The sequence below is a fragment of the Streptomyces sp. NPDC002588 genome (genome assembly GCF_040295925.1).
GTDB lineage: Bacteria > Actinomycetota > Actinomycetes > Streptomycetales > Streptomycetaceae > Streptomyces.
Genome location: NZ_JBEOWF010000085.1, coordinates 1 through 15,221, shown reverse-complemented (window position 1 = coordinate 15,221; position 15,221 = coordinate 1). Strand labels below are relative to the sequence as shown.

19 protein-coding genes, 2 tRNA genes and 1 pseudogene are annotated in these 15,221 nt (G+C 67.5%); 10 read left to right on the top strand and 12 right to left on the bottom strand.

Going from position 1 to position 15,221, the window contains the following annotated elements; genetic code table 11:
• Positions 1-331 precede the first annotated feature (331 nt).
• Entirely contained in the window at positions 332-1,231 is a 900-nt protein-coding gene (locus ABT057_RS48190; protein ID WP_352351618.1) for a LysR family transcriptional regulator, read from the bottom strand.
• Positions 1,232-1,347: 116 nt separating this feature from the next.
• On the opposite strand from ABT057_RS48190, the gene ABT057_RS48185 reads away from it, so the two are divergent.
• The 3 genes from ABT057_RS48185 (at position 1,348) to ABT057_RS48175 (ending at position 3,484) form a co-directional block, all read left to right on the top strand.
• Positions 1,348-2,052, top strand: a complete 705-nt coding sequence (locus tag ABT057_RS48185) for an SDR family oxidoreductase (RefSeq protein WP_352351616.1) — start codon at positions 1,348-1,350, stop codon at positions 2,050-2,052.
• Entirely contained in the window at positions 2,049-3,026 is a 978-nt protein-coding gene (locus ABT057_RS48180) for an NAD(P)-dependent oxidoreductase (RefSeq protein ID WP_352351614.1), read from the top strand. Before ABT057_RS48185 ends, ABT057_RS48180 begins: the two co-directional genes overlap by 4 nt.
• 385 nt (positions 3,027-3,411) lie before the next feature.
• Positions 3,412-3,484: transfer RNA gene (locus ABT057_RS48175), tRNA-Arg, on the top strand.
• A 106-nt stretch (positions 3,485-3,590) separates the two neighbouring features.
• Here the strand turns inward: ABT057_RS48175 and ABT057_RS48170 are convergent.
• The 10 genes from ABT057_RS48170 to ABT057_RS48125 form a co-directional block, all read right to left on the bottom strand.
• A complete protein-coding gene (locus tag ABT057_RS48170) occupies positions 3,591-4,724 on the bottom strand; it encodes a tyrosine-type recombinase/integrase (protein ID WP_352351612.1) in 1,134 nt (377 codons plus the stop codon).
• Positions 4,724-4,936, bottom strand: coding sequence for an excisionase family DNA-binding protein (locus ABT057_RS48165; protein ID WP_352351610.1), 213 nt, complete (start codon positions 4,934-4,936; stop codon positions 4,724-4,726). The genes ABT057_RS48170 and ABT057_RS48165 overlap by 1 nt, the downstream gene beginning before the upstream one ends.
• A complete protein-coding gene (locus tag ABT057_RS48160; RefSeq protein WP_352351622.1) occupies positions 4,929-6,215 on the bottom strand; it encodes a replication initiator in 1,287 nt (428 codons plus the stop codon). The genes ABT057_RS48165 and ABT057_RS48160 overlap by 8 nt, the downstream gene beginning before the upstream one ends.
• Before the next feature lie 160 nt (positions 6,216-6,375).
• Complete coding sequence (locus ABT057_RS48155; protein WP_352351608.1) at positions 6,376-6,624, bottom strand: SpdD protein; 249 nt, start codon at positions 6,622-6,624, stop codon at positions 6,376-6,378.
• A 24-nt stretch (positions 6,625-6,648) separates the two neighbouring features.
• On the bottom strand, positions 6,649-6,843 hold the full coding sequence (locus tag ABT057_RS48150) for a hypothetical protein (RefSeq protein ID WP_037684464.1): 195 nt from the start codon (positions 6,841-6,843) through the stop codon (positions 6,649-6,651).
• A gap of 15 nt (positions 6,844-6,858) precedes the next feature.
• The gene (locus tag ABT057_RS48145) at positions 6,859-7,050 is read right to left on the bottom strand and encodes a mobile element transfer protein (protein WP_352351606.1); all 192 of its coding nucleotides are present in this window, start codon (positions 7,048-7,050) and stop codon (positions 6,859-6,861) included.
• 11 nt (positions 7,051-7,061) lie between these two features.
• Complete coding sequence (locus ABT057_RS48140) at positions 7,062-7,688, bottom strand: DUF2637 domain-containing protein (RefSeq protein WP_352351604.1); 627 nt, start codon at positions 7,686-7,688, stop codon at positions 7,062-7,064.
• 86 nt (positions 7,689-7,774) lie between these two features.
• Positions 7,775-9,151, bottom strand: coding sequence for an FtsK/SpoIIIE domain-containing protein (locus ABT057_RS48135; RefSeq protein WP_352351602.1), 1,377 nt, complete (start codon positions 9,149-9,151; stop codon positions 7,775-7,777).
• Positions 9,151-9,507, bottom strand: a complete 357-nt coding sequence (locus ABT057_RS48130; protein ID WP_352351600.1) for an SCO3933 family regulatory protein — start codon at positions 9,505-9,507, stop codon at positions 9,151-9,153. The genes ABT057_RS48135 and ABT057_RS48130 overlap by 1 nt, the downstream gene beginning before the upstream one ends.
• A 171-nt stretch (positions 9,508-9,678) precedes the next feature.
• Complete coding sequence (locus tag ABT057_RS48125) at positions 9,679-10,470, bottom strand: GntR family transcriptional regulator (protein WP_352351598.1); 792 nt, start codon at positions 10,468-10,470, stop codon at positions 9,679-9,681.
• Positions 10,471-10,579: 109 nt separating this feature from the next.
• On the opposite strand from ABT057_RS48125, the gene ABT057_RS48120 reads away from it, so the two are divergent.
• From ABT057_RS48120 to ABT057_RS48095, 6 genes are all read left to right on the top strand, one after another.
• Positions 10,580-10,987, top strand: coding sequence for an NUDIX hydrolase (locus ABT057_RS48120; RefSeq protein WP_352351620.1), 408 nt, complete (start codon positions 10,580-10,582; stop codon positions 10,985-10,987).
• A gap of 46 nt (positions 10,988-11,033) precedes the next feature.
• Positions 11,034-11,462, top strand: coding sequence for an ATP-binding protein (locus tag ABT057_RS48115; RefSeq protein WP_352351596.1), 429 nt, complete (start codon positions 11,034-11,036; stop codon positions 11,460-11,462).
• Complete coding sequence (locus ABT057_RS48110) at positions 11,456-11,842, top strand: hypothetical protein (RefSeq protein ID WP_352351594.1); 387 nt, start codon at positions 11,456-11,458, stop codon at positions 11,840-11,842. Before ABT057_RS48115 ends, ABT057_RS48110 begins: the two co-directional genes overlap by 7 nt.
• Before the next feature lie 351 nt (positions 11,843-12,193).
• Positions 12,194-13,417 (top strand): hypothetical protein, encoded by a 1,224-nt coding sequence (locus ABT057_RS48105; RefSeq protein ID WP_352351592.1) that lies wholly within the window; start codon positions 12,194-12,196, stop codon positions 13,415-13,417.
• A 407-nt stretch (positions 13,418-13,824) separates the two neighbouring features.
• Positions 13,825-13,891: transfer RNA gene (locus tag ABT057_RS48100), tRNA-Arg, on the top strand.
• Between the two features lie 116 nt (positions 13,892-14,007).
• Complete coding sequence (locus ABT057_RS48095; protein ID WP_352351590.1) at positions 14,008-14,355, top strand: hypothetical protein; 348 nt, start codon at positions 14,008-14,010, stop codon at positions 14,353-14,355.
• A gap of 91 nt (positions 14,356-14,446) precedes the next feature.
• Here ABT057_RS48095 and ABT057_RS48090 read toward each other — a convergent pair.
• Positions 14,447-14,908 (bottom strand): annotated as a pseudogene (locus ABT057_RS48090) (tyrosine-type recombinase/integrase); the annotation flags it as partial.
• Between the two features lie 45 nt (positions 14,909-14,953).
• Between ABT057_RS48090 and ABT057_RS48085 the strand changes: the two are divergent.
• Positions 14,954-15,221, top strand: a 268-nt coding sequence (locus tag ABT057_RS48085) for a transposase (protein WP_352351588.1), incomplete at its 3' end; no start/stop codon positions are given.

The window sequence follows — 15,221 nt, the reverse complement described above, 5'->3', positions numbered from 1 at the left end:
TTGCCCGCCTCGTGCAGCCGCAGGGCCAGGCCGAGCCCGATGCCCGAGGTACCGCCGGTGATCAGGATCGTGTTGCCGGTCATCTTCATGGGGGTGTCCTCTTCCTTCACTCGCTGCGAGCCCGTGAACGCCGTGCCCGCGGCCTCGGCTTCGACCGTAGGAGCGCCCGCGCGGAGGCGGGAGAGGAAGGTTTATCCATGGATCGGCGGTCCCCGCCTGGTGGAACCCGGGGGACAGGCCGCCGCGCCGGACCACAACCTCGGTCCCTGGCGAGCGCGTCGAACGGGGAGCGGGGAGCGGGGAGCGGGGAGCGGGGAGCGGCCGAGCCTGTTCAGAACGTCCCGTCGTCGCGCGTGTAGTTGGGGCTGAGTTTCAGCATGGCCGCGACGGCGGGACTCGGTTCGCGTCCTGCGCGGACCGCGAACGACAGGGCGAGCGAGGGTGCGGGGCCGGACAGCGGCTTGATGACCACCCCGGGCGTGTCCACCGGCTCGTAACGGGGTACGACGGCCGCACCGCCGATGGCTCGCACGTACGGCGCGGCCGTCGCGATGTCCGTGATCTCGACGGACACCCGGCGAGTGATGCCGAGTTCGCCGAAGGCCCGGTCCATGGCGGCGCGTGACCCGAAGCCGTTCGCCCCCGAGACGAAGTTCTCATGGGCGAGGTCCTTGAGCGCGATGCGTTCCCGCTGCGCCAGGGGGTGCTCGGACGGCAGGATCACCACGTAGGGGATCGTCGCGAACTGCCGTAGGTCGAGGTCGTGTGCCTCGGCGGCGGCCAAGGCCACGACGCCGACGTCGAGGCGGCCTCGTCGCACGTCTTCGGCGATTCCGCCCGATCCGGATCCGGAGACCTGGATCCGTATGTCCACCAGGGGGTGGCGTTGGCGGAAGGCCCCTACCAGGCGCGGCAGGTCGAGAGCCGTGATGCGGGTCATGGTGCCGATGCGCAGGCTGCCCTGCAGGGTTCTCGACGCCTCGCCGACCACTTCCCTCGCACGTTCCGCGGCTTCGACGACCGACTTGGCTTCGGGCAGAAACACCTCACCCGCCGCGGACAAGGCCACTGCCCTGGTCGACCGGTCGAAGAGCGACACCTGGAGCTCCTCCTCCAGGGCGCGGACGGCTGCCGACACGGTCGACTGAGCCGCGAAGAGGCGTGCCGCGGCGCGGGTGAAGCTGAGCTCTTCGGCCACGGTGATGAAATAGCGCAACTGCCGTATTTCCACGCGCCAATTATCGGATTCATCGATAACGTCTGTCAATATTTTTCGTTGGACCCGATATAACTTCTGCGCCAGGCTGTCACCGAGAGCAACTCCCGCTGCCTGACGAAGGGAAGGTCATGGGCAAGCAGGTTCTGATCGTTGGAGGTACATCCGGAATCGGCCGCGAGCTGGCGGCCGCTTACGCTCGACGGGGCGCCTCCGTGATCATCGCCGGCCGCGACAGCACGCGCGCGGAGAAGGTGGCCGCGGAACTCGACACCGGGATGGACACCACTGCCGTGCGGGGCATCGAGGTCGATCTCAGCAAGCCTGAGACCATCGGGGAGGCGCTGAGCGGCATCGACCACATCGACTCGATCGTTCTCGCCGGTATGCGGCGTGACAACAACACGATCGCCGGCTACGACATCGCCGGGGCGACGGAGTTGGCCGTCACGAAGCTCATCGGCTACACCACGGTCGTCCACGCCCTGCGGTCGCGTATCTCCCGCACCGGCTCGGTGCTGCTGTTCGGCGGTCTGGCCAAGGATGTGCCCTACCCCGGTTCCACCACGGTCACCACCGTGAACGCCGGTGTGACAGGCCTGGTGGCGACGCTGGCCAGAGAGCTCGCGCCGGTCCGCGTCAACGCCATCCATCCCGGCATGGTCGGCGACAGCCCGTACTGGGCCGGTAACGAGCGAGCCCTGGAAGCGGCACGTGCGCGGATCCTGACCGGTGTCCTTCCCACGATGCAGGACGTGGTCGAGGGCTCCCTGTTCCTGCTGGAGAACCCGGCGGCGAACGGCGTGAACCTCGACCTCAACGGCGGCCACGCATGACCGATGCCCTGCCCACACTGGCCGTGGTCGGCGTCGGCCGCCTCAGCCGCCCCATGGTGGTGCGCCTGCGCAGGGCAGGGCACAACGTGGCCGTGACCAACCGTACCCGGGCACGCGCGCTCAACGTCGCGGCGGAGACGGGCGCCCGCGTGCTCCGCTCCCCGCGCGAGGCGGCCTCGACCGCCGACATCGTCATCGTCTCCCTGAGCGACGACACGGCGGTACGCGAGGTCTACCACGGCCCCGACGGCATCCTCGCCGGCCTGCGCCCGGGAACAACGGTCCTGGAGACCAGCACGATCGCCCCTCAGACGGTGACGTCCCTCGCGCCTCGGGTTCTCGAGCGTGGCGCCGTTCTCCTTGACACTCCGGTGTCCGGTTCCGTCGAACTCGCCACACGCGGCGAACTCACCTTCCTGGCCGGCGGCCCCAGAGAAGCACTCGACCGTGTGCGTCCCGTCATGGACGTCCTGGCCACCCGTGTCCTTCACTTCGGGGAGTCGGGCGGAGGCAGCATCATGAAGCTGGCGATCAACTCGCTGCTGCTGTCGATGGCGACAGCACTGGCCGAGTCGCTGGTCCTCGCGGAGCGCGCCGGCATCGACCGGGCCGATGCCTACGACGCCTTCACCCAGAGCGCGGCCGCAGCCCCCTTCATGCTGTACAACCGTGACAACTTCGTACGCCCAGACGAAGCGGCGATACACATGACGCTGTCACTGGTCGCCAAGGATCTGACACTGATCGACGCCCTGGCGTCATCCGTGGGAGCACCCATGGTCCAGCTGGAGGCGAACAGCAGGCTCATCGACCAGGCGGTGGCCGCAGGACTGGGAGACCGAGACGGCGTCTCCGTGCTGGCCGAACTCCTTCGGCACACCGCTGCGACAGAAGCAGGACAGCCGCCGGAGCGGCGGATTCGACCGCCCGGTTCCCCGCGTCCACACACGGCGGGGGATCCGAATGGCCTGTGAGGGAACAGCACACCTCCGTAACCGCCCGCGGTACCCACGGGACCCTACGAACGCCCCGCCCGACTCAGCACCCCTGAAAGCCCGCAGGGTCCCACCGCCCGAACCATGGCCCACCACGATGGACCTCGTAGCCTGCCCTCTCCGCCCTGAAGGGCGTCCAGCACTCCTCCCGCGTCCCCGCAACCGGGCCGGCTGGGCACCCGCTCCAGCTCCCTCAGCCCAGCCTGAACGCCTCGACGGCCGCCACCGCCCACCCGCTACAATGTCGGCGGTGGCACAGCCATACATCGGCTGCGTCGCTGCAAGACTGTCGAGACGTCGTCTGCATCGATCCGTTTGACCTGCGGACCGATTTCAGACACGGTTTCCGACAGATCCCCACCTCGCCTTCGTAGCTCAGGGGATAGAGCACCGCTCTCCTAAAGCGGGTGTCGCAGGTTCGAATCCTGCCGGGGGCACAGGAAAAGGGCCAGCTCAGGAGGGGTTTCCTCCCAGGCTGGCCCTTCGTCGTGTTCGAGGCGTGCCACACGCGTGCCACTAGAGTCCACGCGGAATCCACATCCCCTAGTCGGGGGCCGCCTCTCCCCCACCGTCACGGATCATGGCTCCGAGCCGATCAGCGATGGCCCGGTCACGGTCGCTGGTCATGTGCTGATAGATCAGCGCCGCCCGAGAGCTGCTGTGCCCCATGCGGGTCATCAGCTCACGAGTGCTGGCGCCGGCGGTCGACGCCAGGGTGTTGCCGGTGTGCCGGAGATCGTGAAAGTGCAGTTCCGCCGTGACGCCAGCAGCATCCCTGGCCGTGATCCAGTCGTCGCGGAAGTTGCTCCGCCGGAGCTGGCCACCCCGCGGGCCGACGAAGACGTGTCCGTCTCGGCCAGGTGCGGCGAACTGTTCCAGGTGACACGCGACGTCATCGAGCAGCTCGACAGGGAACGAAATGGCACGGACACCGGCAGCGGACTTCGGGGCTTTGTCGAAGAGCCGACCGTCCTGCAACTCGGCCTGAGACCGGCGGATGCTGACGGTCATGCCCTCCAGGTCGATATCCCGCCGGCGGAGGGCGGCGAGTTCACCGAACCGCAGAGTCGTGAACGCAGCCAGGAGGATGAGCAACCGGTAGCGCAACGCGATGGCGTCGGCGACGGCAAAGACCTCGGCGACCGTGAGGAACGGGCGCTCAGGTACGTCGTAGCGGTCGGCGCCCTTGATGCGGCACGGGTTGCGCCGGATCAGTTCGTCGTCCACGGCCGTGTTCATCAGGGCCCGCAGCAGTTGGTACGCCTTCACCACGGTCGGCTCACCTACGTCGGCGCCGAGGAGCTTGCCGCGCCAGCTACGCACCCGAGCTGTCGTCACGTCGGCGATGGTTCCGGCGCCGAAGGTGGGCAGGACGTGCAGCCGCATGACGGACTCAGACCGCTCGCGGGTGCGGTCCGCAAGCTTTCGATCGCGCAGCCATGCGGTGGCGTAGTCCGCGAAGTTGACCGCCCCAGCGTCCGGATCCGACCACTGACCACGCGTGATGTCAGCCTCAATCTGAGCGAGAGCAATCTGAGCTTCGGTTTTCGTCGGATACGTCTTTTCGGCCGGACGAAGTTGCCCAGTCTCAGGGTCGCGGTAGCGAACCTGCCAGCGACCCGACGGGAGCTGACGGACGGACCCGAAGGCCCTGCGCTGGCCCTTCTTGTTAGCCATCAGGCGACCCTCCGCAGCGAACCGCGCCGGTGGCCGATCGGCTGCACCGTGTTGGCGTCGATGAAGGCGCTCAGCGCCGTCTCCGGTACGCGAACGTGCCGGCCGACCTTGACGAACGTGATGCGTCGCTCGGCGATCAGGCGGCGCGGGAAACGCTCCGTGGTGCCGAGGAGTTCGGCCACCTGCGCCACGGTGAGGTAGCGGTCAGCCACGGGCGGGTTCTCCTTCCGTTCCGGGGGCGGGTTCGACGGATGCAGCCAGCCAGGCTTCGGCGTCGGAGAGGCCGGTTCCGGCGAAGACCCAGTGCGCGAGGACGTACGTCGTCTCGGGCGCGCTGTCGGGGGTGTTGGCAGCGGTTTGTGCACGGCGCCATTCGGCGCGGGCGTCGCGGAGAGCGCCGAGGGTGGTGGAGTAGCGGCGGGATTTTGTGGAGAAGTGGCCGCGGAAGCCGAGCATGTGGGCCCAGGCGCGCAGGCGGAGGTGTTCCAGGTCCTTGCGTGCGCCGAGGGCCCAGGCGGTTCGGATAAGGCGGCGGGCGTGGTCGCTGATGTCGAGCTGGGCGAGTTCGGCGGCGAACTTCAGGGGGCGGTCGAGAGCTCCCGTCGCGGTCTCGGCGCCCTTGGTGGCGTACTTGGCGATGTACGCCGCCACGGCCCGCTCGGTCAGCTCCTGGCCATCGTTGAAGTCGGCAGAACGGATGGTGCGGACATCGAGTTGGCGGCCGAAGGTGAAGGTGTGGGCGCGGTCGTCGAGGATGGGGCCGTCGACTCGGACCCTGGTGGCGGCAGCGCCGATGGCGTCGGCGAGCAGTTCGGCGGTGGCCCAGGCCGGGGGCGGGGTGTCGCCGCCGGACGGTCCGTCGATGCGGATCACGGCGTGAAAGTGGACGGCCCCACGCTTCTGGTACTCGGCGACCTTGGCGAAGGAGACGCGGGCGTGGTCGCGGAGGCGGCGCTGTGACAGGCCGGCGCGCTTGGCAACCTCGCGGCGGAGATAGATCGAGAAGCGCCGCCAGAGCGACCCGGCGTGCGCGTTCCAGAGCACGGCCGCCTCGTAGTCGTAGGTGTCCGGGTTCAGCGGGGTCCCGAGCGCCTCGTCCTCCTGGTCGTGCTGCATGCCACAGCGGCAGGGGCGCCCGTCGGTGCGGCGGTTGTGAACCGGGCCGAAGCCGGGAGCGGTGAAGGTGGCGAAGACCCGGGGGTGAGCGGCGACGTGTTCCGGGATGCCCTTGCCGCCCCGCAGGCCGGCGGTGATCAGCTGGAAGGTGTCGCGGCGGTAGACCTCGGAGCAGGCCGGGCAGCGGGTGGTGCGGCGGTTGTTGCAGCGGACGAGGAGTTGGCCGGCCGGGAGGTTGTTCGAGTCGAGGTGCTGGAGGATGCGGCCGATCTCACCGGTGCTGGTGTCGACGTCGTACTCGGTGCGGTGGCCGTCCAGGCGGATCGGGTGGGTGCAGCCGCCGAGCCCGGAGAGCTGGCGGAGGATACCGGGCAGGGTGCCGTCTGCGGCGAGCTTGCCGAGTTCCGGGAGTGGGGGCGGGGTGGGGCGGGCGAAGATGACGGTCTCCTTCTGACGGGCACTGGTCGGGAGGGGTGGGCCACCGGGGCGGCGGATGCTTGGGCGTGTCATGCCGCCCCGGAGGCCGGACCGCTGATCAGCGGCGGTGGTGGTCGCGGAGCAGGGAGCGCAGGACCACGGCGGCGACGGCCACGGAGATGGCCGTGACGGCGACGGCGGCCAGGAGCGCGGTGAGGACGACTCCGCCGACGAGGACGGCTGCGACGGTCTTCTGATCGATGGAGATCGAGGGGAGCGCGGGGCGCCGGACGGGTGCCGGGTCGGTGGGGGCGTGGGTGTGGGTGGGCTGCGGGGTGGGGTTGTCCGGGTATCTGGGCAGGAACACGGCCGCGATCTCCTATCTACTCGTCTAGATGTGTTGGCCGTTTATGACGGTCACGCCGGAGCGGGTGCCGGACTCGATGGCGGGGGCGAGGAAGGTGTGCGAGAGCCAGAAGCCGAAGAGGGCGATCAGGACGACGATCCAGGTGCGGACGCCGAGGTACTTGACCGCCGCCCAGGCGAAGAAGCCGAGGACGACGACGAGGGGGAGGTTGAGCGTCACGGGTGCGGGGTCCTTTCAGCGGATGGGGCAGCGGTGGGTGCGGGCGGCCAGTTCGGCGGCGGCGCGGCTGTCGTAGTCGGCGGAGAAGTTGCAGCGCGGGGCGGTGCAGGCGGCGGTGTGCTTCTCGCGGCCCCGGTGGTCGTAGGCGGTGCCGACCTGGACGGGGCCGATGCGGGTGACGTTGCGGAAGCGGCGGTTGGCGGGCATCGGGCTTCCTTTCAGAGGTGGGCGGCGATGGCTTCGGCCATGGGTGCCGGAACGCCGAGGCGGGCCCGGAGGGTTGGGGTGTCGATCGGCGTGCCGGTCCGTGTGTGGTGCTCGGCGGCGACCTTGCGGGCGTGGTCGATGAGGGCGGCTGGGACCGGGATGGGAGGGCATTCCCGGGGTGCCTCGATGGCGGGCAGGTCGGGGGCGGGCGGCTCTTCGGTGGGTTCGGGGGCGTCCTCCTGGTCCTCGATGACCTCGGCGGCCGGGGCCGTCTTGGGTGCCGAGTGGGCAAGGAGGGTTCCGCCGAGGAAGGCGACGGCGGGCCAGCCTGCGACGAGGATGCGCAGCCAGGCCGGGACGTCGGCGAGGTCGAGGAGGCCGGCGGTGGCGATGTTCGCGCCGAGGGATGCGGTGAGCGCGATGACGAACCAGCACCAGGCCGCCGCCTTTGCGGTGCCGGAGCGTAGTCGACGCCATGCGGCGACAAGCAGCAGGTCTACGGAAATCGGGTAGGCCCAGGCTTTCCAGCCGTCTTGTCCGGCGGCCATGGCGATGTCGTGGATGTGGGCGAAGGACAGCGCGGCGGCGATGAGCGCCTGTACGAGCACCGCGTCGAGGCGGGCCAGTGGGGCGCGCATGATGGCGGCTCCTTCCGGGGGGGCAGGCATGGGAGGGGTAGGGACGTGGCGCGAGATGGTCACGCCGACCGGGGAGGGAAGGGGTGTCAGTCGGCGACGGGGTGCGGCTGAACAGCCAGAACGGGGGTCTCAACGGTCCGTACGGGTACGGCGGGCCGGAAGGGCTTCAGCGCGGGCAGGTCGGGCACCAGGTGGGCCGTCTCCCGGCAGATGTCGGCGGCGTCGCCGAGGGAGAGGTAGGGGGTGCGGATGCGGGACCAGCCGCCGGACGTGTCCCCCGCGACGGCGAGGCCGGGCAGCTCAGGAGCGATGGCGCAGGCAGCCATGACCGCTTCCGGGGCGATGTCACCCAAGGCCATCTTGGCGGAGGCTTCGTCATTGACCCGGTGGCAGACGCGGCCGGTCAGCTGGGCCCGGAGCATGGTCGCGCCCTTGCCGAGTTCGGCGCCGAAGCGTTGCCCGCAGACTTCCAGGTACATGCCGGCCGCGCGGCCGAGCTGGGCGAGGCGGATGAGCTGAGTGACCATCTCGTCGCGCCGTTCCTCGTCCTTCTTCGTGGCGACGAGGAAGAGTTCCGCCACCTCGTCGACGAACAGCACGACGGGAACAGGCCGTTCGCTGTCGGGCAGGCCCCAGATGTCCGAGGTGATCTCCTCGTCCGGGGTGCCGGGGGCGATGCCCTGCCGGGCCCTGATCAGGTCGTATCGGTCCTCCATCTCTTTGACCAGGACAGGCAGCAGCTCAGCGACTTCGTCCGGCTCCGTGGCGAGGGCGGACAGCCGCGGGGCGAACGGGGCCAGCTCGACACCGCGCTTGCAGTCGAAGCCGACCAGAGCGACGTTCTGACGGGCGAGCCCGGAGACGAGATGCCGCAGGTACATGGACTTGCCCGACAGCGTTGCACCGAGGGTGAGTTGGTGGGGTACGGCCCGGTAGTCGCGTACGAAGGGCATGGCGTCCTCCCGCAGCGCGACCGGCACCTTGAGGAACCCGGCATCGAGCTTGCGAGGCATCCGCACCTTGCGCAGGACATCGAAGCCGACGAGCCGCAGTTCGACGACACCGGGCTTGACGGTGGTGACGTAGACGGCGTGGACGCCCCAGGCGTGCCGCAGCCGTTCGGCGGAGGCGGCGACGTCGGCGGGTTCCTGCCCCGGAGCGAGGCGAAGCCGGAGCCGCAGCCCGGTCGAGGTGGGCCTGATGATGCCCCGCCGGGGCGGCACGGGCCGCACCTCCCGCCGGGTGGTGGCCTTGACGGCGAGGACCCGCAGCCGGGACGGGGCCACGGTCAGGCCGCAGGCTTCCATGACCGAGGCGTACGAGCTGAGGAGGCGGACGGTGGATATCGGACCGCCGACGGCCGACCAGTACAGACCCGGGTGGTTGGCCCGGGCGTAGGAGGCCCCGCCACCGAGCGCGGCGACAGGACCACCCACCTCCAGAAGCGTCGTCAGGTCGGTCATCAGGCCGTGGCCCCCATGGCGGCCGGGAACGCGGCCGGGGTGACGGCGGCGGCCCGGTAGGCGATGCCGTGACGCTGCTGCCCGTTGAACACGGACTCCCACGGCCGGGCGATCAGCCCCGGCAGCGAGACGGGCGAGCCCAGGATCAGACCCTCGGTGACGCCGCCCTCCGGGACGGTGACCTTGATGAGCGAGGACTCTCCGTCCTCGATGTACACGACGCCGATGGTCATCAGCGCCTCACCGCTCACGGCGTCCTTGGCGATCTCGCCGGTCTGCCGGTCACGGACCTTCGGTTCCGGAGCCTCCGTCAGCAGGATCGTCGCGGCGGAGGTCTCAACACGGATGGCGCGCACAGCACACTCCCCTATCTACTCGTCTATACATGTAGCGATCTGTGAACCCGATCTCCCGGGCCCACGACGATCACCCTGCCACACAACTTGCCCACTCGTCTATACGAGTATGCCTGTTGGGGTGTACGAGTTCGAGGAAGCGTCCCCCGCGCACCACCGCCGGTCACCCGCTCATGTGGCAGGGAGCTGGTACGACAGGACGTACGCGTCCGCCGCCATGACCGTGTCGCAGACCTCCACGGGCCGTCCCTCGGTGTCGAAGGCGGTGCGGATCAGGTGGATGACAGGCACGCCGGCCGCCAGGTGGAGCGTTTTGACCTCGGCGGGCGAGGGCATCCGGGCCCGGATCTCTTCCTCGAAGTGGTCGAGGCGGTGGCCCAGCTCTTCGAGGCGGGCGTAGATGCCGCCGGGCCCGGGGTTGGGTTCGGCGATCTGCGTACCGCGGGCGATGTCGAGCGGCAGGTAGGAGGTCGCGAACTCGACCGGACGGCCGTCGAGGAGGTACCGGCGCCGACGCGCGAGCACCCGCCGAACCGAGCCCAGCCGCGCGGAGACGTCCTGACTAGCCTTCTCTTCCTTCACCTCAAGACTGTCGACCTGGGGGTGACTGCCGGCGGCATCCGCCTCCACGATGAACGCGGACTTCCCCTGCTCACGGTGGCGCCGGGCGAACCGGTCCGAGGCGAGCCGCCGCACGGGCGGACGCGGCCGGACGAAGACGCCCTTGCCGTGCTCGGCGTGCACCAGGCCCTCACCCTGGAGGACGGAGAAGGAGTTGCGGACGGTCATCCGGGACACCCCGTAGTGGTCCACCAGTTCAGCCTCCGAAGGCAGCTTCTCGCCCTCCCGGAACCGCCCCCGGTCGATGGCTTCGCGCAGCTGATCGGCGATCTGCCGGAAGACCGCACGATCGCTCGTGGGGTCGAGATCACCGAGCAGGCCCGAAGGAAGCGAAGGGCTCACGTGTGTACTCCTTTAGGTATCTAGACGAGTGGGTGAGTGTTGTTGCTACGGTGGAGAGCCTAGCCATCCGAGAGGGCCGAGGAACGTGAGCACAGAACGCCCGCACTCCGTGAGCGTGGCCTGGGTCGTCGTCGACGACCAGGGCCGGGCCCTCCTGATCCAGCGCCGGGACAACGGCAAGTGGGAGCCCCCGGGCGGTGTCCTTGAACGCGAGGAGACCATCCCCGAAGCCCTTCAGCGCGAAGTCCTCGAAGAGACCGGCATCAAGATCGCGCTTCCCGCGACTCTCACCGGCGTCTACAAGAACATGACCGGCCTGATCGTCTCGCTGGTCTTCCGCTGCGAGGCCGCCGACGGCGTGCCCACCACCGGCGACGAGACCCGCGCACTGCGCTGGGCCACCCGTGAAGAAGTCTCCGAACTCGCCGACGAGGCGTACGCGATCCGCGTCACCGACGCATTGGACGCGGCGTCTCCGCCGGCCATCCGCGCCCACGACGGCGTGAAACTCGTCTAGCCCGAACCCGCTGCACATGGCGGCCTACCAGCACGAAGGAACTTGTATGCACGAGTATACGAGTATGATGCGAGTCTGGGGACTGTCTTGCCCAGGTTTCCCGGAAGAGGTCAGCCGGGCCCGCCGCTGGACCCGCGACATCCTGCGCGGCTCCCCTTTTGCCGAAGACGCCGAACTGATCGTGAGCGAACTGAGCGCGAACGCGATCCTCCACACGGCCAGCGGCCGGGACCAGGGCAGCTTTCACCTGGCCGTCGCGGTGTCCGCCCAGGTGGTGGCCGTATCGGTGACGGACGACGGAGGCACGCGCACGGCTCCGAAGATCGAGCACCAGGACCAGGACGCCGAAGGCGGCCGCGGACTCGGCATGGTCAGCACGATCGCCCACCGGGTCGTCGTCCACGACAGCGAGGCCGGCCACACGGTCACCGCGGAGCTTTTCACGGACGTACGACGAGGAGGGCACCTGTGCTGAGGACGACGACCAGCCCCGGCTTCTGGTGCGAGTGTTGGACCCAGAACCTGGATGTGCAGCAGGCGCCGGCACTCTTCGGGTCCTACGACGCGTACTCCGCCGTGGAGGCGAACAACTGGGTAGCGACGATCCTCCGCACCATCTCACCGGCCCTCGACACAGCATCCTGCGCGGAGGCGTGGGAACGGCTCTACGACCACCGCATCGACACCCGACGAGCACTCCTACGCCGGGAGCCCTGGACCGTGTCCATCACCCACGTCAGCACGCGCATCACATGGACAGTCCGACCAGTACTCTTCCTGCGGCTCGCACACCGTCAGGACGCAGAACTCCCCATGTGCGCATACAACTTCAGGCCCGCACACCCCGACTGTTGATCAACTGCGTTACAACCTTCTTTACAGGTTCAAGGCCCGCGCACAGCGCGGGCGCGCGCCGCCGGGCGCGGCCCGCCTCCTGTCTCCGCCCCGGCTGGCCGCGCCCGGCGGCGCGCTACGTGCATGCGGGCTGAGCAGGGAAAAACACCTGCAGCCGAGGCCGGTCGGCTCCACGGCTCTAGCCACCTCCGCCCCAGACCGGTCAGGCCACCGACCAATCCAGTAACCATCAGTGCAGGTTTGGATACAGTTACCTACACAGCAGGGTCAGATGTGCCGCCAGAGCCAGGGGGTAGTGAGCTTTAGATGGTTACGCCTATTCGAGGGGAATTGTCACCCGAGGCAAGCCTCATGAGTATCTCTGAGGAATTTGTAGCCCAGATTTACTCGATCATCGAAATCAACCGCTCAGTGATACCCGAAATGGCAGCACAAGCCGACAAGCGCTACAAGATAATTCACGAAGAAGTCGTCAAAAACCTAACACCAGACGAGCGCGGGCAGTATTTCCAAAGTCTCACACAAATCCACGACGCCTTCGGTGCGGTCCTCGACGATTCGGACGCAAATGGTCTTAGTATCAATCTCGGCGTCATATCAAGGGGAATACCTAACAGGATCGCCAGCTTGGCTATCGAACAATTGATGCGCGATCAGGCCATGCGTGCTAAGGCTGGCTCACATGAGGACCTCCTTAGGAGTTCCCTGCTCGTCTCTGCCGTCTCATCCTTCGAGGTGCTTTTCGGCCAGATAGCAAGAAAGGTGTATAGCGTTAATAGTGCCGCCCTTAACGATTCAGACCATTCCTTCACTCTGCAAGAGCTTGCAGAATTCAAGTCTTTGGACGATGCGCGCGAATATCTGATCGAGCGTCGAATCTCGTCACTCCTTCGCGACAGTATCGAGAGTTGGGAGAAGTGGCTCAAGCGTGCGACTGGCGGCGTCTCCATGGAATCACTCCAGATCAATTGGCCCACCGTGCGTGAAGCGTTCGCACGTAGAAATCTCATCGTGCACACCGGAGGGGTCGTCAACCAGATTTACCTGTCCATTGTACAAAAGCTCGACCTGGGGGCGGGGGGAATACCTTCAGGAGGTCGCCTAAAGGTCGAAGAAGATTACCTCGACGCGGTTCTACAAGAGCTCCTAGCGCTCGGGCGAATCCTCTCATGCACGGTCGGCAGCAAACTACACAAGAGCGATCAAGAGAGATTCACGCGAGCCGCAACAATGACCATGCAAGACCTCTCTAAGAAGCGAGCATGGCGCGCATGTGAATCGCTGTGTCTATACGTCCTAACGCGCGACATTTCACGCGAACAAGAGATGCGGGCTAGAGTCTCGCTTTGGCTGACAAGGAAAAACCTGCGCGGCCTGGAATCCGTACGTGAGGAAGTGGAGCGATGGGACACGAGTGGACTAACCAAAACGCTTGCGCATTGCAAATCGGTATTGCTTGAAGATGAGGAAGCCGTCGCGGAAGTTCGTGCACTGCTAGATGGCGGGCAACTTACCAAGTTCGAATTGATTGCCGATCCACTGTACGAGAATGTGGCTAGGCACCTGTCAAACTAAGGCATGAGCAGAAGCAGGAGACAGGAGCGGTGACTGTCTAACTACGTGACAACACTGACGTACAACCGCGGACGTCTGCGGACCGTCGCAGCGGGTCAGAGGCGCAGCGGGCCAAGGTCGAGCGCCCACCTAAGTTGCTTCGGGACGAAGCAGTTATTGCCCAATGCCTCATCAGCACGGTTCCGCCGTCGCGGGTTGCTCTCGTCGACGTACTGGCAGCGTGGCTGAGGCCGGCGGGAGTGCAGCGAGGCATACGCGTGCGTGGTCGGCCGACGCACCCGCCGTCGTGGCTGACTGTCGTCGGTTGAGGTTCGTGCCACAACCGTGCCAGAAGCAAGGGTCAGCCACGGTCAACACCGGTGCCCCGCGGTCGAGTAGCCGCTCGCTTCCACCACCGACGAAGCTGCAGCTCAGCCCGCAGATCACCCTGCCTCTCTCCTAAAGCGGGTGTCGCAGGTTCGAATCCTGCCGGGGGCACAGAGAAACACCTGGTCAGAGGCCCTTCCGTCCAGCGGGCGGGAGGGCCTTCGTCCTCGCAGCACACATATGGCACACATGCCGCTGCGGGCAGAGGTGGGGAGCTGTGCGAGATGCCCGCGAAGGACGAGCTGGCCCGGCGCCGGTACGAGAAGCTGGTTGAGCGGCTTGAGTCGCTAACGCTGGGCGCTCTGAAGCCCGAGTACGAGGGCTACTACGGACAGCTGATCCTCGGCACGGACGATCTTGCAGAGATGGGCGAGCTCAAGGACGTCCGGCGTGCCGCCAGGGAGGCGGGACGGCGTCTCGACTGGAAGACGACCACGCACCTCGTCGGCGGGAGGCTCTTCGTGCTCGACGAGCGTGAGGTGCCCGAGAGGATCGAGCGGTTGGCTGGGGATGCTGCCGCTGCTGCGATGGACCGGTTCTGGGAGGAAAGCCGCCGGCCTCGACTGACCTGATCCAAGACAGAGACGCAACGGGCCACCCCACCGCTCAGCGCGGCGGGGTGGCCCTTTCTGCTACGGCTCCCCGGCACGGATCAGGCACACATCACGCGGAATCTTCCTCCAGGGCCGCCACCATTTCGGCGGCCTCGCGAGCCTTCCTCGCCGCCTTCTCCAGCTTGGCCTTCGCCTTGGCCAACTGCTTGGCGCGGCGCTTGTGCATCTTCTTCGAGACCTCGTCCAGGCGGTCCGGGAAGAGGTGCCCGTACGTATCCAAGGTCAGCGTCGCGGACTTGTGGCCCAGCATCGTCTGTACGACGTTGACGTCCGCGCCGCTGGCGATGGCGAGCGAGGCTGCCGTGTGCCTCAGCTTGTGCGGGGTGACCTTGAGCTGCCCCAGCCCGGCCTTCACAACCGCTGGCGCGAAGAATCGCTGGCGGAAGTTGCGGGCTCGCAGCGGCCCACCCTGCGGGGCGGTGAAGAGCAAGTCGTCATCCCTCCGCCCCTGGACGTGGGGCTTCAGCTCGTCGGCCAGGAACCGCGGGATCGGTACGGACCGGCGCTCGTGGTTCTTAGACGGTGTCCTATGTGGTGAGGCGTCGTTGGTCTGGGCATGGGGCGGGGTACGTGGAGTTGGATTGTTCCGGACGGGTTGTGGGAGATCGCGAAGCCGTTGATCCCGCCGTCAAAGGTGCGGCCGCAGGGTGGCGGGACACAGGACACGCCTGATGAGACGCTGTTCGCGGCCATCATCTACGTGCTGGTCAGCGGCTGCGCCTGGCGGTCCTTGCCGCCCTGCTTCGGGATATCGAAGTCCACCGCCCATCGCCGGTTCCTGATCCGGTCCCGAGCCGGCGTCTGGGGCCGTCTGCACGAGGCCG

Coding starts and splice junctions, on each gene's coding strand:
- ABT057_RS48185 (WP_352351616.1), top strand. CDS start 1,348: ATGGGCAAGCAGGTTCTGATCGTTGGAGGTACATCCGGAATCGGCCGC.
- ABT057_RS48145 (WP_352351606.1), bottom strand. CDS start 7,050: ATGCCCGCCAACCGCCGCTTCCGCAACGTCACCCGCATCGGCCCCGTC.
- ABT057_RS48115 (WP_352351596.1), top strand. CDS start 11,034: ATGCACGAGTATACGAGTATGATGCGAGTCTGGGGACTGTCTTGCCCA.
- ABT057_RS48140 (WP_352351604.1), bottom strand. CDS start 7,688: ATGCGCGCCCCACTGGCCCGCCTCGACGCGGTGCTCGTACAGGCGCTC.
- ABT057_RS48170 (WP_352351612.1), bottom strand. CDS start 4,724: ATGGCTAACAAGAAGGGCCAGCGCAGGGCCTTCGGGTCCGTCCGTCAG.
- ABT057_RS48135 (WP_352351602.1), bottom strand. CDS start 9,151: ATGACCGACCTGACGACGCTTCTGGAGGTGGGTGGTCCTGTCGCCGCG.
- ABT057_RS48095 (WP_352351590.1), top strand. CDS start 14,008: ATGCCCGCGAAGGACGAGCTGGCCCGGCGCCGGTACGAGAAGCTGGTT.
- ABT057_RS48180 (WP_352351614.1), top strand. CDS start 2,049: ATGACCGATGCCCTGCCCACACTGGCCGTGGTCGGCGTCGGCCGCCTC.
- ABT057_RS48105 (WP_352351592.1), top strand. CDS start 12,194: ATGAGTATCTCTGAGGAATTTGTAGCCCAGATTTACTCGATCATCGAA.